20 protein-coding genes, 1 other RNA gene and 1 pseudogene are annotated in these 16827 nt (G+C 32.9%); 15 read left to right on the top strand and 7 right to left on the bottom strand.

Going from position 1 to position 16827, the window contains the following annotated elements:
• Positions 1-410: 410 nt before the first annotated feature.
• From J7574_RS05935 to J7574_RS05905, 7 genes are all read left to right on the top strand, one after another.
• Entirely contained in the window at positions 411-896 is a 486-nt protein-coding gene (locus J7574_RS05935; protein WP_290965622.1) for a histidine phosphatase family protein, read from the top strand.
• 5 nt (positions 897-901) lie between these two features.
• Positions 902-2980, top strand: a complete 2079-nt coding sequence (ppk1, locus tag J7574_RS05930) for a polyphosphate kinase 1 (protein ID WP_290965620.1) — start codon at positions 902-904, stop codon at positions 2978-2980.
• A gap of 34 nt (positions 2981-3014) precedes the next feature.
• Positions 3015-3905 (top strand): exopolyphosphatase, encoded by an 891-nt coding sequence (locus tag J7574_RS05925; protein ID WP_290965618.1) that lies wholly within the window; start codon positions 3015-3017, stop codon positions 3903-3905.
• A 15-nt stretch (positions 3906-3920) separates the two neighbouring features.
• On the top strand, positions 3921-4502 hold the full coding sequence (locus tag J7574_RS05920; RefSeq protein ID WP_290965616.1) for a TMEM175 family protein: 582 nt from the start codon (positions 3921-3923) through the stop codon (positions 4500-4502).
• Positions 4503-4513: 11 nt separating this feature from the next.
• Complete coding sequence (locus J7574_RS05915) at positions 4514-5074, top strand: cyclic nucleotide-binding domain-containing protein (protein ID WP_290965614.1); 561 nt, start codon at positions 4514-4516, stop codon at positions 5072-5074.
• 61 nt (positions 5075-5135) lie between these two features.
• Positions 5136-6164, top strand: coding sequence for a saccharopine dehydrogenase NADP-binding domain-containing protein (locus J7574_RS05910; RefSeq protein ID WP_290965612.1), 1029 nt, complete (start codon positions 5136-5138; stop codon positions 6162-6164).
• Between the two features lie 4 nt (positions 6165-6168).
• On the top strand, positions 6169-6747 hold the full coding sequence (locus J7574_RS05905) for an NAD(P)H-dependent oxidoreductase (RefSeq protein WP_290965610.1): 579 nt from the start codon (positions 6169-6171) through the stop codon (positions 6745-6747).
• Between the two features lie 43 nt (positions 6748-6790).
• On the opposite strand, the gene J7574_RS05900 is transcribed toward J7574_RS05905, so the two are convergent.
• Both J7574_RS05900 and dnaX read right to left on the bottom strand, forming a co-directional pair.
• Complete coding sequence (locus J7574_RS05900) at positions 6791-7207, bottom strand: DNA polymerase III subunit gamma/tau (RefSeq protein WP_290965608.1); 417 nt, start codon at positions 7205-7207, stop codon at positions 6791-6793.
• A gap of 275 nt (positions 7208-7482) precedes the next feature.
• Positions 7483-8568, bottom strand: coding sequence for a DNA polymerase III subunit gamma/tau (dnaX, locus tag J7574_RS05895; RefSeq protein WP_066034110.1), 1086 nt, complete (start codon positions 8566-8568; stop codon positions 7483-7485).
• A 180-nt stretch (positions 8569-8748) separates the two neighbouring features.
• On the opposite strand from dnaX, the gene J7574_RS05890 reads away from it, so the two are divergent.
• The 4 genes from J7574_RS05890 to J7574_RS05875 all read left to right on the top strand — a co-directional run bounded on the left by J7574_RS05890 (position 8749) and on the right by J7574_RS05875 (position 10577).
• Entirely contained in the window at positions 8749-9543 is a 795-nt protein-coding gene (locus J7574_RS05890) for a hypothetical protein (protein ID WP_290965604.1), read from the top strand.
• Positions 9544-9558: 15 nt separating this feature from the next.
• On the top strand, positions 9559-9957 hold the full coding sequence (locus J7574_RS05885) for an NIPSNAP family protein (RefSeq protein ID WP_290965602.1): 399 nt from the start codon (positions 9559-9561) through the stop codon (positions 9955-9957).
• 82 nt (positions 9958-10039) lie between these two features.
• On the top strand, positions 10040-10291 hold the full coding sequence (locus J7574_RS05880; protein ID WP_290965600.1) for a type II toxin-antitoxin system ParD family antitoxin: 252 nt from the start codon (positions 10040-10042) through the stop codon (positions 10289-10291).
• Positions 10284-10577, top strand: coding sequence for a type II toxin-antitoxin system RelE/ParE family toxin (locus J7574_RS05875; protein ID WP_290965597.1), 294 nt, complete (start codon positions 10284-10286; stop codon positions 10575-10577). Before J7574_RS05880 ends, J7574_RS05875 begins: the two co-directional genes overlap by 8 nt.
• Positions 10578-10653: 76 nt before the next feature.
• On the opposite strand, the gene J7574_RS05870 is transcribed toward J7574_RS05875, so the two are convergent.
• The gene (locus J7574_RS05870) at positions 10654-11127 is read right to left on the bottom strand and encodes a hypothetical protein (RefSeq protein ID WP_290965595.1); all 474 of its coding nucleotides are present in this window, start codon (positions 11125-11127) and stop codon (positions 10654-10656) included.
• A 242-nt stretch (positions 11128-11369) separates the two neighbouring features.
• On the opposite strand from J7574_RS05870, the gene J7574_RS05865 reads away from it, so the two are divergent.
• The gene (locus J7574_RS05865; protein ID WP_290965593.1) at positions 11370-11849 is read left to right on the top strand and encodes a BON domain-containing protein; all 480 of its coding nucleotides are present in this window, start codon (positions 11370-11372) and stop codon (positions 11847-11849) included.
• Positions 11850-11856: 7 nt separating this feature from the next.
• Entirely contained in the window at positions 11857-12228 is a 372-nt protein-coding gene (locus J7574_RS05860; protein ID WP_290965590.1) for a LysM peptidoglycan-binding domain-containing protein, read from the top strand.
• A 103-nt stretch (positions 12229-12331) separates the two neighbouring features.
• Here J7574_RS05860 and J7574_RS05855 read toward each other — a convergent pair whose 3' ends face one another.
• Positions 12332-12625: a hypothetical protein gene (locus J7574_RS05855; protein ID WP_290965587.1), complete on the bottom strand. Its 294-nt coding sequence runs from the start codon at positions 12623-12625 to the stop codon at positions 12332-12334.
• A 124-nt stretch (positions 12626-12749) separates the two neighbouring features.
• On the opposite strand from J7574_RS05855, the gene rnpB reads away from it, so the two are divergent.
• Positions 12750-13103, top strand: an RNA gene (gene rnpB / locus J7574_RS05850) — RNase P RNA component class A.
• Positions 13104-13133: 30 nt separating this feature from the next.
• Positions 13134-14384, top strand: coding sequence for a cation:dicarboxylase symporter family transporter (locus J7574_RS05845; RefSeq protein WP_290965584.1), 1251 nt, complete (start codon positions 13134-13136; stop codon positions 14382-14384).
• 69 nt (positions 14385-14453) lie between these two features.
• On the opposite strand, the pseudogene J7574_RS05840 reads toward J7574_RS05845, so the two are convergent.
• The 3 genes and pseudogenes from J7574_RS05840 to J7574_RS05830 form a co-directional block, all read right to left on the bottom strand.
• Positions 14454-14654 (bottom strand): annotated as a pseudogene (locus J7574_RS05840) (hypothetical protein); the annotation flags it as partial.
• A gap of 90 nt (positions 14655-14744) precedes the next feature.
• Positions 14745-15431: a response regulator transcription factor gene (locus J7574_RS05835; protein WP_290965582.1), complete on the bottom strand. Its 687-nt coding sequence runs from the start codon at positions 15429-15431 to the stop codon at positions 14745-14747.
• Between the two features lie 10 nt (positions 15432-15441).
• Positions 15442-16800, bottom strand: a complete 1359-nt coding sequence (locus J7574_RS05830; RefSeq protein ID WP_290965578.1) for a sensor histidine kinase KdpD — start codon at positions 16798-16800, stop codon at positions 15442-15444.
• Between the last annotated feature and the right edge of the window lie 27 nt (positions 16801-16827).

Raw genomic sequence — 16827 nt, 5'->3', positions numbered from 1 at the left:
CTAACCTAAAAACTCGTTGAAGTGTTGTTTTTTTATCAAAAATTGACTCAAAAAAGCTTTTTTTTAACTCGAAAAAGTAAAAATATTTCTCGTATTTTTTTGCTTTTTTGACGATATTGAGTTTTTTTAAAGAGATTTAATTTATTGATAATCAGTGATTTAGTTAAAAAATTTAGGAAATCGAATAACATCGACTAAATACTGATTTTATAGATGAAGTACATAAAAAGTCAAAATTTGTCTTTTCGCTTTTTTTCTGATTTCTCATTTTGATAATTCTTAATTCTTGTTAAAATTTAGTTAGAGTGTTAACAGAAATAAAAAAAAGAAAAGGTTTAAAATATCTTTTGTAAATTAGAACTTAATTAAAAAAAATAACCTGTAAAACAGGTTTTTAAATTTTGCTGCTTATGAAAAATCTTATTTTAATTCGTCATGCCAAATCTAGCTGGGAAGCGCCACTAAAAGATTTTGATCGTCCTTTAATGAAAAGAGGAATTCTAGATGCGCATGATGTTTCATTAAATATTTCAGAGTATCTTCCTAAAACGTATATTATATGGAGCAGTACTGCCGCGAGAGCAACAGAAACTGCTTTAATTTTTGCACAAAATATTTCCTATCCTCTAGAAAGTATCGTTTTCAAAGATGAGTTATATACATTTGATGATAAGCAACTCGAAAAAGTTATCAAATCATGTGATAATAGTTTAGAAAGCGTTATTCTTTTTGGACATAACGAGGCTATTACAAATTTTGTTAATAAATTTGGGGATGTTTTTATAGAAAATGTTCCAACTTCAGGCTTTGTATCCTTACAATTTGATGCCGAAAGCTGGGACACTATCCATAAGGGCAAAACACATAAAACTATTTTCCCCAAAGATTTAAAATAATAACAGTGTACGAACATAAATATATCGATAGAGAAAAAAGCTGGTTAGCGTTTAATGCAAGAGTACTTCAAGAAGCCGCAGACAACACAGTGCCACTTTTGGATAGACTGCGTTTTGTTGGAATTTTTTCAAACAATTTAGATGAATTTTTTAGAGTTCGGTACGCAGCCATTCGACGATTGAGTCTTTCGGGTATTTCTGGTGAAAAATATTTAGGTGGTATTTCTGCTCATCAATTAATTAAAGATATTACCGAAATCGTAATTCAGCAGCAGTCTGAAAGTTTGAGAATTCTGGGCAATATTGAAGCTGAGCTAGAATCTGAGAATATTTTTATCATTAACGAGACACAAATTACACCCAAACAAGAGTGCTTCTTAAAAGACTTTTATACCCAAAAACTAAGTCCAGAACTAGTAACGATTATCTTAAATGATCTAGCCGTTTTTCCAATTCTAAAAGATACTTTAGGGTATTTGGCAGTTCGTTTAGAATTGGCAAATGATGAGGTTCGATATGCCTTAATCGAAATTCCAAAAAACATCAACAGGTTTGTCGTACTTCCTTCTGAAGACGAAAAACAATACGTGATTTTAATTGATGATGTGATTCGTTACAAACTGAAAAACATTTTTAATATATTTGATTACAAGAGTGTTTCTGCACACATGATCAAGATTACTCGCGATGCACAATTGGATATAGACAGTGATTTGAGTAAAAGTATGCTCGAAAAAATTGCTTCTTCTGTAAAAGACCGTCGTATTGGAGAACCTGTTCGTTTTATTTATGATAATCTAATAGAAGAAGATACCCTGCAATTTTTCCTAGATAAAATGAAAATTGTAGAAACAGATAGTATAATTCCAGGCGGTAGATACCACAATCGTCGCGATTATATGAGTTTTCCAAACCTTGGCAGATACGATCTATTGTATAAGCCAAACGAACCTCTACCAGTTCCTGGTTTGAGTCTCGAAGGAAGTATTCTAGAAAAAATCTCCAAAAAAGATTATTTGGTTCATGCACCATACCAGTCATTTTCGTACCTGACTAAGTTTTTGCGCGAAGCAGCTTTAGATCCAAAAGTAACTAGCATTAAAATTACACTATACCGATTAGCAAAGAATTCGCAGATTATCAGTTCGCTTATAAATGCTGCTAAAAATGGTAAAAGAGTAGTAGTTCAAATCGAACTTCAGGCACGTTTTGATGAAGCTTCGAACATCTCATACGCAGAACAAATGCAGATGGAAGGAATTGAACTTATTTTTGGAATGAAAGGTCTTAAAGTACATAGTAAAATATGTGTGATAGAGCGATTAGAAGATGGTAAAAATCGTCGTTACGGATTTATTTCAACTGGAAACTTCAACGAATCGACAGCAAAAATTTATACCGATGTTACGCTTTTAACTTGCCATCAGGGAATTTTAAAAGACACTTCAAAAATATTTGAGTTTTTCGATATCAATTATAGAGTTCACAGATACAAACATTTAATTGTATCTCCTCATTACACGAGAACCAAATTTATAAAACTCATTGATCGTGAAATTCTTCATGCGCTTGCTGGCAGAAAAACGCACATAAAGTTAAAAATGAATAGTTTATCGGATTTTAAAATGATTGATAAATTATACGAAGCAAGCAATGCGGGAGTAAAAATCCAACTTCAAGTAAGAGGAATTTGTTCTTTAATTCCAGGAATTCCGGGAATGAGCGAAAATATCGAAGCCATAAGTATTGTAGACAACTACTTAGAACATTCTAGAGTTTATATTTTCGGAAATGCCGGTTTAACCGAAGTATACATTTCATCTGCCGATTTCATGACTAGAAATCTGGATGCAAGGGTAGAAGTAACATGTCCGATTTATGACCTTGAAATTAAGAAAGAACTAATCGACAACTTTAACATCGGCTGGAAAGGAAACGTAAAAGTAAGATATCATTCCTATAAATTAGATAATAAATATAAACCCAAAAATCATCATGCCCCATTTAGAGCACAATTTGAGACCTATAAATATTATCAGAATAAAGTAGCCATACTAGATGAGGTTCCTCAAAAAGTAAATTAATAATAAATACCAATTTTCAAATCATAAAGTGAGCATGATTAATATTAGGAAGTTTGCGGCGATAGATATCGGTTCAAATGCTATGAGGCTTTTGATCGCTAACGTCGTAGAACAAGAAGGCAAGGAACCGCAGTTTAACAAAAGTTCCCTTGTTCGTGTGCCAATTCGTTTAGGGCAAGATGCCTTTACAGTTGGAGAAATTTCACCAGAAAATATAGATCGAATGGTAGATGCCATGAAAGCATTTCACCTTTTGATGAAAGTACATAAAGTAGAGCGTTATATGGCATTTGCAACTTCTGCAATGCGCGAAGCTTATAATGCAAAAGAAGTGGTGGCTTTGATTAAGAAAAAAGCCGACATTAAAATTGAGATTATCGATGGTAAAAAAGAAGCGGCAATTATTGCTTCTACAGACCTGCATCATTTAATCAAATCAGACGAAACTTATCTTTTTGTAGATGTTGGAGGCGGAAGCACCGAGTTTACTTTGTTCTCTGACGGAAAAATGATAACGTCAAGATCTTTCAAAGCGGGAACTGTTCGTTTATTGAACAACATGGTTCATGATTCAGTTTGGGATGAAATCGAAAAATGGATTAAAACCAATACCGCAGATTACGATGAAGTAACGCTGATAGGATCTGGAGGAAACATCAATAAATTGTTTAAAATGTCTGGAAAACAGCAGGAAAAGCCGCTTTCGTACATTTATGTTAACTCGCAATATGCATTTTTAAATTCATTGACCTACGAACAGAGAATTGCCGAATTAGGATTAAACTCTGACCGTGCCGACGTAATTATCCACGCGACTCGCATTTACTTGAATGCGATGAAATGGAGTGGAGCACGCCAAATTTATGTTCCTAAAATCGGACTTTCTGATGGTATCGTAAAAGCAATGTATTACGGTAAAATTTAATATTATATTTTTTAAATGAACAAAGGCAGATTAGAAGCTTTTAGTGATGGCGTTTTGGCAATCATTATTACGATTATGATTTTGGAGATTAAAGCGCCAGAAGGCCATCAATTTGCAGATCTAAAACCGCTTATACCGAAGTTTTTAAGCTATATTTTAAGTTTTATATACGTTGGAATATACTGGAACAACCATCACTATTTACTTCATAGTTTATCAAGAGTAAACGGAAAAGTATTATGGAGCAATCTGCACTTTTTGTTTTGGCTGTCTTTAATTCCTGTTTCTACCGCTTGGATGGGAGAACATAATTTTGAAAAAGCAGCTATGACAATGTACGGAGTTGTACTGCTTCTTTCTGCAATCTCGTATATTATTTTGCAATACACTATTATGTGCAGCGAAGGAAAGAATTCTGCTTTGAGAAAAGCGCTAAAAAGAGATTTTAAAGGTAAAATATCTTTAGTTTTATACGTAATAGGAATTGTTACAGCATTTTACAATCAGTGGATTTCTGGTGCGGCTTATTTTACCGTTGCAATGTTATGGCTTATTCCTGATAAAAGAATTGAGCGCGTTTTTGACTCAAGAGATTAATTTTGCCTAAAATGAAATCCGTATTTCAATCCATTCAGCTTATACCGCAAAATGAATTAGACCAGTTAGATGATTTAATTATCACACGCAAACTCAAAAAAGGAGAGTTATTATTAAAAGAAAATCAGATTAGTAAAGAAATCTACTTTATTAAAAAAGGTATTTTGCGTTCTTTTTTTTTCAACCATCAAGGAGATGAAATCACGAATTGTTTTGCTTTTGAAAATGAATTTATGGCTTCATTTTCAAGTTTTATAACGCAGAACGTTGCCGAAGAAAATATTCAGGCTCTGGCAGATACAGAGTTAGAAGTTTTAAGCCGTGAAGGATTATTCAAACTTTATGAATTAGGCACACATTGGCAGGAAATTGGACGTAAATTGACCGAAATGGAATATGTAACACTTCAAAAACGCATGATTTCATTTCAGAAATTATCGGGAACACAGCGCTATGAAGAACTTTATAAAAACCATCAGAAATATTTGCAGTTAATTCCGCTTCAGTATTTAGCCTCTTACTTAGGCGTTACTCCAAGGCATTTAAGCCGAATCCGTAAAGCTATTTTATAGGACATTTGTCTAGTTGTCTTAAGATATTGCCTCATTATTTTTGCTGAAAACAATATATATAATGAGAAAAAATATTTTAGTAATCGGAGGAACCGGATTGGTTGGAAAAGTTATATTGCGTATTCTAGAAGCAAGAAATCCCGATTTTAACCTTTTTATCGGCAGCCGCCAATCAGGAAAAAATGCTAACAATCTCGTTATCGATGTAACCAATTCAAAAACTTTTGATGCTATTACAGATAACAAAATTGACCTGATTGTATTATGTACAAAAGACAGCAATAATGAAATTTTACAGTTTGCAATAAAAAACAAAGTCGATTACATAGATATTACAAAACCAACTCCAGAGTTAACCATTGCTTATGATTTGGCCAAAACAATGCTAAATGTGCAAAGCCGAATTGTTTTCAGTTCTGGATGGATGGGTGGAATTGTACCTAGCTTGATTGATTTTGCTGAATCTGACAAAACTAAAATTCAGGAAACAGGTATTTATATCTACTATTCTGTAAAAGATCTGGCAGGTAAAAGTTCAGCCAATTTTTTAGCTGAAAATGTATGCAAACCATTTCTGACGTATAAAAATGACAAACCGTTAAAAGTTAAACATTTTCTAGATTCTGAAAGATTTAATTTTTCATTCGGAATAGGAGATCGTCAGGTTTATAATCTAGATGTGCCGGATTTGTTTATTTTAAACCAGATAGAAAAAATTCCAACAGTGTCTGTTAAGATGACGTACAATTCTAAGTTTATAACCCGCTTAATGGGATATTTTCAATCGCTTAAAATTTTTAATATCATGCTTTTGAGAGAAAGGCAATTGTTGTTTGGTTCTAGTGGAAATGGTGATCAGACTGCTTTTGAAGTGATAATTAAAACTCAAAATACAACCAAACGAATTAGTTTGCAAAGTTTAAAAGGTCAAGCCGAGTTAACTGCATTTTCTACTGTTTTGCACATCGAGAAAATGCTGAGTGAGTCTTTGTCTGGCGGAGTTTATTTTAGTCATCAGATGCATTCCCCGAAAGAAGTTTATGAAGCATTAAATAGTTACAGTACATTCAACCTTAAAATGGACAAATAGCATTATGAAAAAAATACTGATTATAAACGGACATCCAAATGCCGAAAGTTTCAATTTCGAAATCGCAGAAGCGTATAAAAATGGAGCAATTTTTTCGGGTGCTGAAGTAGAAATGATTACAATTACCAATTTAAAATTCAATCCGAACTTGCAGTTTGGCTATCAAAAACGTACTGAGTTAGAACCAGATTTACTAGAATCTTGGGAGAAAATAAAAAGAGCCGATCACTTGGTTTGGATTCATCCTGTTTGGTGGGGCGGACTTCCTGCTATAACCAAAGGTTTTTTGGACCGATTATTTTTGCCTGGAATGGCTTTTCGATACCGCGATAACTCTGTTTGGTGGGACAAATTGCTTAAAGGAAAAACGGCTCACATCATTACAACGTTAGATCAGCCAGGCTGGTATTATAGATTAATGTTCGGCAGACCAAGCGTTAATCAATTAAAAAAATCGACTTTGGAATTCTGTGGGGTAAAACCGGTCAAAGTAAGTTATGTCGGAATTATAAAAACCTCTAACGAAGAACAAAGAAAAAAATGGCTCGAAAAAATCTACAATTTCGGACTTAAAAACAGATAATTCTAAAAAGAAAGCACAGTTTAAAAAAGGCTGTAAAAAAAAATTAATCCTTCAAATCCAATCCAAATGTTGTGCGTAAAAGCTCAATGTTTGGGTTGATTTCTAAGAAACGATTATAACGATCTTGATTATTGTAGCTTCGTTTCATTTCTACTTTCTCATTTACAATTACTTCAATCGTAATGTCATGATTGTGTAAATGTCCTTTTAAATGCCCTAGCAGTCCATTCATTTGACTTTCAAATTCCAGTTTAGAACCTTCGTTTGGAAGTTCATAGGTAATTCTCGTTCCATCCAAAACAGGATCGTTGATCAATAAGATAGATTCCATGATCTTTAAACCTTTTTGGCCTAAACGCTCTGCATATTTATTCCAATAAAGACGCATATCGGTTTCGTTAAATTCTTCAGTTGGCAATACCGAAGAAGGTTTAACATACGATTTGCTGCTTTCTTCCATTTCTTTTTTCTTGCGAATACTAGCAAGAGAAAAAGCAGAAACTTTCGGCGCACCATTTGTGTCTGTTTTGGGAGCTTCTGGAGTTTGAACTTTTAGAGTTTCGGCAGGAGCTTGAACTGTATTTTGGGTATTTACAGATGCGCCATTAGGAATGCTATTGACATTATTTTTTTCTTCCGAATTTGGAATTTGGGATTTTGTATTTGGATCTTCCTTGCTTGGACTTGCGACTTCAACAATAGAATAGCCTCCATTTTTAAAGTAAACGGGTGGAATTATGAATTGCTCAGCTTTTTTTTTTCTCCATCAAAGTTGATAGAGGCCAATTGCATCAAGCATAATTCAACTAAAAGTCGTTGATTCTGACTCAATTTGTATTTTAAATCACAGTCATTTGCAATATCAATTCCTTTCAATAAAAATTCTTGAGAACATTTCTGTGATTGGACGGCATACATTTGCTGTGCTTGCTCTCCAACTTCCAATAAAGCAATTGTTGAAGGCGTTTTGCTTACTAATAAATCTCTAAAATGAGAAGCCAGACCAGCAATAAAATGATGTCCGTCAAAACCTTTTGCTAGAATATCGTTGTATGCTAATAAAAGCTTCGGAATTTCATTCTCTAAAAGTAAATCGGTAATCGAAATATAAGTTTCGTAATCTAAAACGTTTAAGTTTTCGGTTACGGCTTGACGTGTCAAGTTTGTGCCGCAGTACGAAACAACACGATCAAAAATAGACAAAGCATCACGCATGGCACCATCTGCTTTTTGCGCAATAATGTGCAATGCATCATCTTCAAAAACGATTCCTTGACTTTCAGCAACGTCAGCCAAATGTTCTTTAGCATCTTTTACTGTAATTCTTTTGAAATCAAAAATCTGACAACGAGATAAAATCGTAGGAAGAATTTTGTGTTTTTCTGTTGTTGCTAGGATAAAAATAGCATGCTTTGGCGGTTCTTCCAATGTTTTAAGAAAAGCATTAAAAGCGGCCGAAGACAACATGTGAACCTCGTCAATGATATATACTTTGTATTGTCCAGTTTGTGGCGGAATTCTAACCTGATCGATAAGGTTACGAATGTCATCAACAGAGTTGTTTGAAGCAGCATCTAACTCAAATACGTTAAAAGCAAAATCTTCAGTAGGATCATCATATCCAGGCTGATTTATTTTTCGAGCCAAAATACGAGCGCAAGTTGTTTTTCCAACTCCACGAGGTCCTGTAAATAAAAGAGCAGAAGCTAAGTGATTGGTTTCAATGGCGTTCAACAAAGTGTTGGTAATGGCTTTTTGTCCCACAACATCCTTAAAGGTCTGCGGGCGATATTTACGTGCCGATACTACAAATTGTTCCATATTCTCTTTTATTGGATAGCAAATATAGAGTATAATTTAGTGATTTAAAAATTTTAAAAATGAAAGATTTTTAATTGCTTGAAAAGGAGAAAGAAAAAAATATTTTTTAAATAATTTAATTATAATGTAATATTTTTACCTCAAAATAAACGCCCTTTTTAAATTATAATATTAGAAAAAATGAATGCAAAAAAAATCGTCAGACTAAGCAATGTTATCGGAATTATTTCAATCCTTTTATTGGTTTATTGGGTGTTTACCTTTATCACTATCGAGGTTTTTGGACTGAAGGTATTTCGAAAAAACATGACTGAAACTTTCTATTTAAGCGTTTTAGGAATCTTAGCCTTAATGTTTGGTTCTTTGATTGTGAATATAATGTTTAATTTAACGAGAATCGCTGAAAAAGATAAAGAAGAGGTTTTGCAGAAGAAAGCAGGCAAATTTGGAGTTGCAGCTATGATTTTAGTTTTTCCTATTATTTTGGCGATTCTGTTTGGCGGAAATTATCTGACTTCTGTCAAAAAAGAAAAGATGTTGGTAGAATCGGCAAAATCAATACTTGAAGTGAATAAAACCAACAGCGATAAATTGTTGGATTATAATTTTTCAAAAAACTACATCAACGAAACAGCAAGCACTTTGGAAATTTTATCAAAAACAGATAAGAATTTTCCAAATGTTGTAGTTCTAGTAAAAGATACAATAAAAGGAACACCTGTATTTCTTGGTTTTCAGGCTTATCAATCTATACATGCAAATGATACAATCAAACCTTTAAAGACAGGTTATCTTTATGAAACAACAAAAGAAGAAAGGGAATATCTTGACTCCGTTTTTAGTAAAGATAATAATGAATTAAGATATAGTTCGTATAATGGAAACTATGAGTTGTTTTATCCCTATAAAAAGAATGGAAAGAAAATTGTTTTGTATTTTTCTGAACAACAGCGATATGGTAAATTAGGAAGCTAATAAAGATATAAAAGCATGAAAAAGTACTTTCTATTTTTAGTTTTATTAACGGCGTTTAGTGTAAAATCACAAAACACAACTCAAAAAAATCCAATCTATCAATTGCGTATTTATGAAATTTTTGAAAACAACAAAAAGCAATTTCATGAACGTTTTAGAGATCACGCGATGCGTATAATGAAGAAATACAACTTTAAGATAGTTTCGATTTACGAATCAAAATCGGAGAAGAAAACCGAGTTTGTCTATTTTCTTGAATGGCCAGATGAAGCAACAATGAAAAAAGCCTGGGAAGATTTTAGAAAAGACCAGGAATGGATTGATATTAAAAAGCTGTACACTGAAAAGTATGGAGATGTCGTTGGCAATATTGAAGATCGAGTATTAACTAAGCTTGATTATTCGCCTAATTAAATTTTTTCTATTGAAAAATGGAAGAACTATTATTTAATTGTACCAAAAATTGGTAACTTTGAGTTTTGAAAAGTAAATAGAAATGGGAAGAAACACCTCAATATCGCTTGGAAACCACTTTGAGAACTTCATTGAAAATAGTCTAACAGAAGGAAGATACAAAAATGCAAGTGAAGTTGTAAGGGCAGGATTGCGCCTTTTGGAAGAAGAGGAAAATCGATTGTTACTGTTGAAAAAAGCTGTAAAAGATGGTATAGAAAGTGGAAGAGCTGAAAACTTTGATCCACAGAAACATTTGGAAAGCTTAAAAGCTAACAAAAGAAAAAATGGCTAAATATTATTTGACCAATAAAGCGGTCGAAGATTTAGAAGATATTTGGAACTATACTTTCGAAGAATGGTCAGAGAGTCAGGCTGATAAATATTATTTCTTACTTTTAAGTTCTTGCCAAGAAATTGCAAATAATCCAGAACTTGGAAAAAAATATGATATTGTTACTCCAAAATTACTAGGTTACAAATCTAATGAACATATTATCTTTTATCAGATTATTTCAAGGAAAGAAATTGAAATAATTAGGATTCTTCATGGAAGAATGGATTTAAAAAGTAGAATTTAAAATTTACTAAAAACTTATAAATGCTATCAAGTAAGTGCTAGCGTTATGATTTTCTAAGATAAAGGTTTCGGTAATTCTAGTTATACGAAATATAGATTTTTGCCTTTTTGTATTCTATATGTTTGAATTTTTTTTCAGACAATTTAAAAGTGTATTTAGTTTCGTTGCTAACTTCTTCAAAATGGCAAATTCTACGTTTTACTTGTAATCCGTAGTAAAGAATAAATTTTGTGAAGTAAGATAAAGCCTTTTTTAGCACTATTTCTTTTGTTGTAAAATAATGCGTTACTCCATCGCTTCTCATAATACTGTCGCCAACTTCGGGATAATATTCTTTGTTGTTTATATAAATGGACTTAGGAGCTGTTGACCAACTATTGTCATCTTGATCTTTAAAAGAAAAAAGAGTTTTTTCTAAAATAGAGAATAAAGTTCCGTTTTCAGAATCTAGTATAATCGTCCTTTCGCCTTCAATCTCATTGTGAAAACAAATAATAGGACTTTGATAATTTTGAGATAACAATGTGTGTAATAATTCTTCTGTCTGCATATATAATAGCTTTAAAACAGCTTGATTGTTTTGTAAAATAAACTTGAGAGGTTTGATTTGTTTGCCTGTAAAAGTTTTAATTGTATTAGAATAAGGTTTTTTTCTAAATACAAATCCAATTCTATAATGCTTAATTGGTAGCTATTTACTGAAAAACATATAAAACCTATAGCAACATCATATAATCTTTTGATACTTAATCTCTTTAATTTTAAAAATGTTAATTATTAAAAGAAAGTATTATGAAAATGAGATCCATTTTATTAGGAGTGAGCCTGAGTATTGCCTTGGTTTCATGTAAGCCTAATGATGCTGATATTGAAAAAGCAATAAGAGAAAAACTGAGTGACGCCACAACAATTCAAGTTGCTGTACATGATGGTGTTGCAACCATAACCGGAACTTGCGAAGACGAAATTTTCAAAAAAAATATTGAAAAAAGCGTTCGAGCAACCAAAGGTGTAAAATCTGTAATAAATACCTGCGAACTTGCCAGAGCCAATCAGGAACCTGCTGCGGCTACTGTTATTATCAATTCAGATACCGATTTGGATAAAGCTGTAAGCAAGATAGTAGGTGCTTACGATGGTGTTAGCGCGACGGTTGTGGGTGGAGTGGTGACTCTTTCAGGAGAAATCAAAAAAGACAAATTACAGCCTTTAATGCAAAGTATTCAGGAATTGCATCCTAAAAAAGTAGACAATAAATTAATTGTTAAATAAGGAACTTATGAGTGTACAGGATAAATATAGAGAAGTAATAGATTTGGCCTCTCAACTCGGAATTGAAAATTTACAGGTAAGAGAACAAGACAATGTGCTTTATATTGACGGAAAAGCAAAATCTGCTGCAGATAAAAATAAGCTTTGGAATGCTTACGAAAAATTAGATCCTGAGTACAGATCGGCCGATGTTGTGATGAATATAGAAGTGGAAGAAAGTGTTTCTAGAGAATACACAGTAGAAATAGGCGATTCTCTTTCGAAGATTGGAAAAGCTTATGGAGTTTCGTGGCAAGATATTTTTGAAGCCAATAAAGATATAATCTCAAATCCTGATTTAATTCAGCCAGGCTGGATATTGAAAATACCAACACCGTAAAATCGGCAAATTCCAATAAAAAAAATCCAAATTCCAATTTTGCATGAATACAATTGGAATTTGGATTTTTTTATTTTCAAGCTCTGGATAGGATTTTTTAAAACTACCTTCCTCTAATGCTTAAATCAAATAAAAATTTTGCTGTTTCCTGATCTGAATCGGCTGAGAAACCAGCAACATAAACTCCTTTTTTACCCGAAGTCGACTTAATTCCGTATACAACTGCCTCATCCGCTGGGTCTGACTCACCCTCGTATCGATACACATGAACAATTTCAAATTTCTCAGGATTCTTTTTAATTGCGTCTGCATTTAGATTAAAATCGCAGGTAAATCCTTTCTCATTCAATTGATCTAAAGCTTTTGAAACAGTTGCGTAATGATACATTCTTTTCATGATAAACTGAATTTAAATTATAGATTTCTAAAGATAACTATTTTAAAATTAAAAAGTTATGATAAAATTCATAAAATCTAAATTTTAAAATTACTATTGTTAGTTCTTAAATACCTATTTTTGCAGCGCAGACCGCCTTATCGTCGTTCAGTCCCGATAGCTATCGGGGCGGGAGGGAGGAAAGTCCGGACACCATAGAGAAGCATAGCGGGTAACGCCCGTCGGTTCTCTCGTTTTTAGGAACGAGAGGATTAGGACAAGTGCAGCAGAAAGTATGTACAGGTAATGCTGTAGTGAAACCAGGTAAACTCTATGCGGTGAAATACCAAGTATATCGGCATTTAAGGGCTTCTCGTTCGTTGCCGAAGGGTAGGTAGATTGAGTCCAGCAGTAATGCTGGATCTAGATAAATGATAAGGTATTGTCTTGTTGCAAAATAAGACAAGAACAGAATCCGGCTTACAGGTCTGCATTTTTTATATATTTGTGAACTATCTAACTTATTTTCATGAATATCACTACTCCAAATCCTTCTTATAAAGCTAAAAAAAGTCTTTTTAGAACTGTTGTAACCAATCTTACATTTTGGGTTTTAATTGCTATTATTTCAGGAGTATTGCTCGGTCATTTTTCTCCCGAAAATGGCGTGAAGATGGAATTTTTGGGCAAGAAGTTTATTCAGCTTATTTCTCTTTTTATTGGACCGATTATTTTTCTGACGATCGTTTTGGGAATTTCGGGAATGGGAAACCTAAAGAAAGTAGGGCGAATTGGCGTAAAAGCTTTAACTTATTTTGAAGCAGTTTCGACAGTTGCTTTGGCAATCGGTGTGACGATTGCTTATATTTTTAAACCTGGAAAAATAGACAAATCGGGATTGACTTTTGGCGACGCCAGCCAATATACAAACGGAGCAGCAAAGGATTTTTCGTGGTTAGAGTTTTTCTTATCCAATTTTACGCTTCAGGTTTTACTGGCTGCGATTGTCTGCGGAATTGCATTAAATTTTTATCAAAAAAGAGAGCAGACTATTTTGGTTCTAGAACGTTTCTCAAAAGTGGTTTTCCTTGGTTTAAAATATGTAATGTACTTAGCTCCAATTGGTGCTTTTGGCGGAATGGCCTATACAATAGGAAAATTTGGTCTGGCAACTCTGATTCCGTTAGGGAAATTAATGCTTTGCGTTTATTTAACGATGGCGCTTTTTGTGTTTTTGGTTCTGGGAAGTATTTTGAGATATTATAAAATAAGTATTCTTTCGATTTTAAAATATATAAAAGAAGAACTTTTACTAGTTCTAGGAACTTCATCTTCTGAAGCCGCTTTGCCTAGTATTATGGTCAAATTGGAAAGAATGGGCTGCAGTAAATCGGTTGTAGGATTGGTGATTCCGACAGGATATTCTTTTAATCTCGACGGAACTTCGATTTATCTTTCGATGTCGGTGCTGTTTATCGCACAATTGTACGATGTGCATTTGAGTTTCTTCGAAATTATGACTGTTATCGGAATTTTGATGATTACTTCGAAAGGAGCAGCAGGTGTAACAGGAAGCGGATTTATTGTTTTAGCTTCAACTTTAACCGCCTTGCATAAAATTCCAGTTGAAGGTTTGGCCTTTTTGCTTGGTGTAGATAAATTTATGAGCGAAGCAAGAGCCATTACGAACTTAATCGGAAACACGGTCGCAACGATCATAATTTCTAAAACAGAAAGAGATTTTGTAGAGTTGGATTTAAGCGATAGAGTAACAAAGTGACAGAGTGACAAAGAATGTAAAACTTTGCAACTTTGTCACTCTGTCACTTTGTTACTTTGTTACTTAGAATTAACTTTCATCTTTCGTAGTTCGCACCAAGCTGATTCCCGACACAAAAAAGACAATTCCTAATATTCCGTAAATGATAAGTGATTTAATATCTCTGGTTTCTCCAGATGTGCCAGCAAAAATAACGGCTGTATAAATAAGTCCTACTATTCCGAGGATTGTTAGTAATCCACCGAAAAATCTTTTTAGGTTCATAATTGTTAGATTTAAAGTTCTCTAACAAAATTAAAATCCTATAAGTTAATTGCTGTTATACAATTGCTTGCGATAAATTATATGATTTACAGGATCTTATTTTTCTATTTTAAATTCTAAACCAATATTACGAACACTTTCAATCTTAATTTTCGGATCTGAATTAAAATATTTTCTCAGTCTGCTAATAAAAACATCCATGCTTCTTCCCGAAAAATAATCGTCTTTTTTCCAAACCGACATTAATATTTGATCTCTTTTTAATAACTGATTATGATTGAGATACAAATATTCAATAAGAGAAGCTTCCATTTCTGTAAGCTGCTGTACGTGATTTTTATTATTAAGCGTTAAACGTTCGTTATCAAAAATATACGAACCAATTTCGATTATATTATTTCCTTCCAGACTTCTCTTTTGTTCGATTCTTTTTAGGATATTCTGCAAACGAAGAACCAATTCGTCCACTTCAAAAGGTTTTACGATGTAGTCGTCTGCGCCAAGTTTCAGGCCAATGATTTTGTCTTCTTTTAATTTTCTTGCCGTTAAGAAAATAAATGGAATTTCAGGATTAATTGTAATTACCTTTTCAGCCAAAGAAAATCCATCCAAGTTGGGCATCATGACATCAAAAATACAAATATCAAAAACTTGGTTTTTAAAATAGTCAAGCGCTATTTCTCCGTTTTCTGCCCAGATTACTTCAAATTGATGCAATTCTAAATATTGTTTTAAAATTGCTGCAAAATCAAAATCGTCTTCGGCTAAAAGTAATCTTTTCAAAATAAGGGAATTAAACTTTTAATAAAATAGTAAACTGAGTTCCTTTTCCTAAATCGCTAATCACGCTTACAGAACCCTGATGCGCTTTTACGATTTGGTCAACATAATACAATCCAAGTCCTAAACCTTTTGTATTGTGCAGGTTTCCTTGTTCTACGCGATAAAACTTCTCGAAAAGAAAAGCTTGTTTGTTTTTGGCAATTCCAATTCCGTTATCTTCAAAACTGATTGAGAATTGTTTATCTACAATTTTTGTTTTTACAGTAATCGTGTTCGAACCATATTTGACGGCATTTTCCAAAACATTTAAGAACGCAGTTGTCAAATGGAATTTATCCAAAACCAAAATAGTTTTCTCTGTCTCAAAATCGGTTTTAAGAGTGATTTTTGGAAAAGTGATTTTAAAATCATTTACAATAGAAAGCAGAAAATCTTCGGCTTCTATTTTTTCCTTTTGCAATTCGATTTCATTTTCAGCCAAGGAGTTAGCCATAACTTGATCAATCAGATTCTGAAGACGATTATTTTGGCGTGAAATCGTATTTACAATCGAATTGAAATTTTCATCGTTGTCACGAATGTTTTTCTGCGCTAAAATCTTTGTCGAAATTCCTAGAGTTGCCAAAGGCGTTTTTAATTCGTGCGTTATATTATTGATAAAATCGGTTTTAACGTCGCTTACTTTTTTCTGTTTAATTAACGCTCTAATTGCAATTACAAAAAGACTGATTAAGGTTGCAATTGAGAGTAAAGAAAGAATCAAGATAAAAGTCATTCGTCTGAGAATAATCATTTCCCAATCAATTACAGAAACGTACATCGAATCTTCGGTCAATAATTTATATTCCTCATTTTCAAAACTTCCGTTTGTTGTACCAACATAACTTCTTACCAAAAAAGCATGATTTAAAGAAATCAGATTTCCGTATAATTTGTTTCGTATAAAAGGTTTTTCAGAAAAAATAGTATCGGCTTTTTGGGCATTTTTATACAGGATAAATTTGTTTAAGACAATGGCAAAATCAATTTTGAAATCTGGCAAATCTCTTTCAAATTTTCGTTGTATTTTCTGTGTAATTGCACTTTGAAATTCTGTTTTCAAAATGCCATTTTTAATATCCAATTTGTTCTTTTTTCCTTTCATGTAATTCTCTGAAAGGCTTTTGTACAACATTTCTTTTCTAGAAACCAAATCCGAATCGATATCACTGTAATTATTGGTAATTGCACCAATTTCATTTTTAATCTGCGTATGAAACTGCGCCACTTTATATTCATAAGCGGTCTTTACCAAATAGCATTGCACCGTCATAAGTACAATTAGCGCTACGACAGAAAATGCGATTAATAAATTGATTCTTTGCTTCATATTGATTTAAAATGCGGTTTCAAAAAT

It is taken from the genome of Flavobacterium sp., from assembly GCF_017744675.1.
In the GTDB taxonomy this organism is placed as follows: Bacteria; Bacteroidota; Bacteroidia; order Flavobacteriales; family Flavobacteriaceae; genus Flavobacterium.
The sequence above is the reverse complement of the archived record's forward strand: the minus strand, read 5'-3'. Positions and strand labels throughout refer to the sequence as shown.

Bases quoted from the DNA above. Each gene is read 5' to 3' on its own strand.
- J7574_RS05845 (WP_290965584.1), top strand. From the start codon at position 13,134: ATGAATATCACTACTCCAAATCCTTCTTATAAAGCTAAAAAAAGTCTT.
- J7574_RS05905 (WP_290965610.1), top strand. From the start codon at position 6,169: ATGAAAAAAATACTGATTATAAACGGACATCCAAATGCCGAAAGTTTC.
- J7574_RS05915 (WP_290965614.1), top strand. From the start codon at position 4,514: ATGAAATCCGTATTTCAATCCATTCAGCTTATACCGCAAAATGAATTA.
- J7574_RS05885 (WP_290965602.1), top strand. From the start codon at position 9,559: ATGAAAAAGTACTTTCTATTTTTAGTTTTATTAACGGCGTTTAGTGTA.
- J7574_RS05935 (WP_290965622.1), top strand. From the start codon at position 411: ATGAAAAATCTTATTTTAATTCGTCATGCCAAATCTAGCTGGGAAGCG.
- dnaX (WP_066034110.1), bottom strand. From the start codon at position 8,568: ATGGAACAATTTGTAGTATCGGCACGTAAATATCGCCCGCAGACCTTT.
- J7574_RS05890 (WP_290965604.1), top strand. From the start codon at position 8,749: ATGAATGCAAAAAAAATCGTCAGACTAAGCAATGTTATCGGAATTATT.
- J7574_RS05920 (WP_290965616.1), top strand. From the start codon at position 3,921: ATGAACAAAGGCAGATTAGAAGCTTTTAGTGATGGCGTTTTGGCAATC.
- J7574_RS05875 (WP_290965597.1), top strand. From the start codon at position 10,284: ATGGCTAAATATTATTTGACCAATAAAGCGGTCGAAGATTTAGAAGAT.
- J7574_RS05870 (WP_290965595.1), bottom strand. From the start codon at position 11,127: ATGCAGACAGAAGAATTATTACACACATTGTTATCTCAAAATTATCAA.
- J7574_RS05880 (WP_290965600.1), top strand. From the start codon at position 10,040: ATGGGAAGAAACACCTCAATATCGCTTGGAAACCACTTTGAGAACTTC.
- J7574_RS05860 (WP_290965590.1), top strand. From the start codon at position 11,857: ATGAGTGTACAGGATAAATATAGAGAAGTAATAGATTTGGCCTCTCAA.
- J7574_RS05900 (WP_290965608.1), bottom strand. From the start codon at position 7,207: ATGGAAGAAAGCAGCAAATCGTATGTTAAACCTTCTTCGGTATTGCCA.
- J7574_RS05910 (WP_290965612.1), top strand. From the start codon at position 5,136: ATGAGAAAAAATATTTTAGTAATCGGAGGAACCGGATTGGTTGGAAAA.
- J7574_RS05830 (WP_290965578.1), bottom strand. From the start codon at position 16,800: ATGAAGCAAAGAATCAATTTATTAATCGCATTTTCTGTCGTAGCGCTA.
- J7574_RS05925 (WP_290965618.1), top strand. From the start codon at position 3,015: ATGATTAATATTAGGAAGTTTGCGGCGATAGATATCGGTTCAAATGCT.
- J7574_RS05855 (WP_290965587.1), bottom strand. From the start codon at position 12,625: ATGAAAAGAATGTATCATTACGCAACTGTTTCAAAAGCTTTAGATCAA.
- J7574_RS05865 (WP_290965593.1), top strand. From the start codon at position 11,370: ATGAAAATGAGATCCATTTTATTAGGAGTGAGCCTGAGTATTGCCTTG.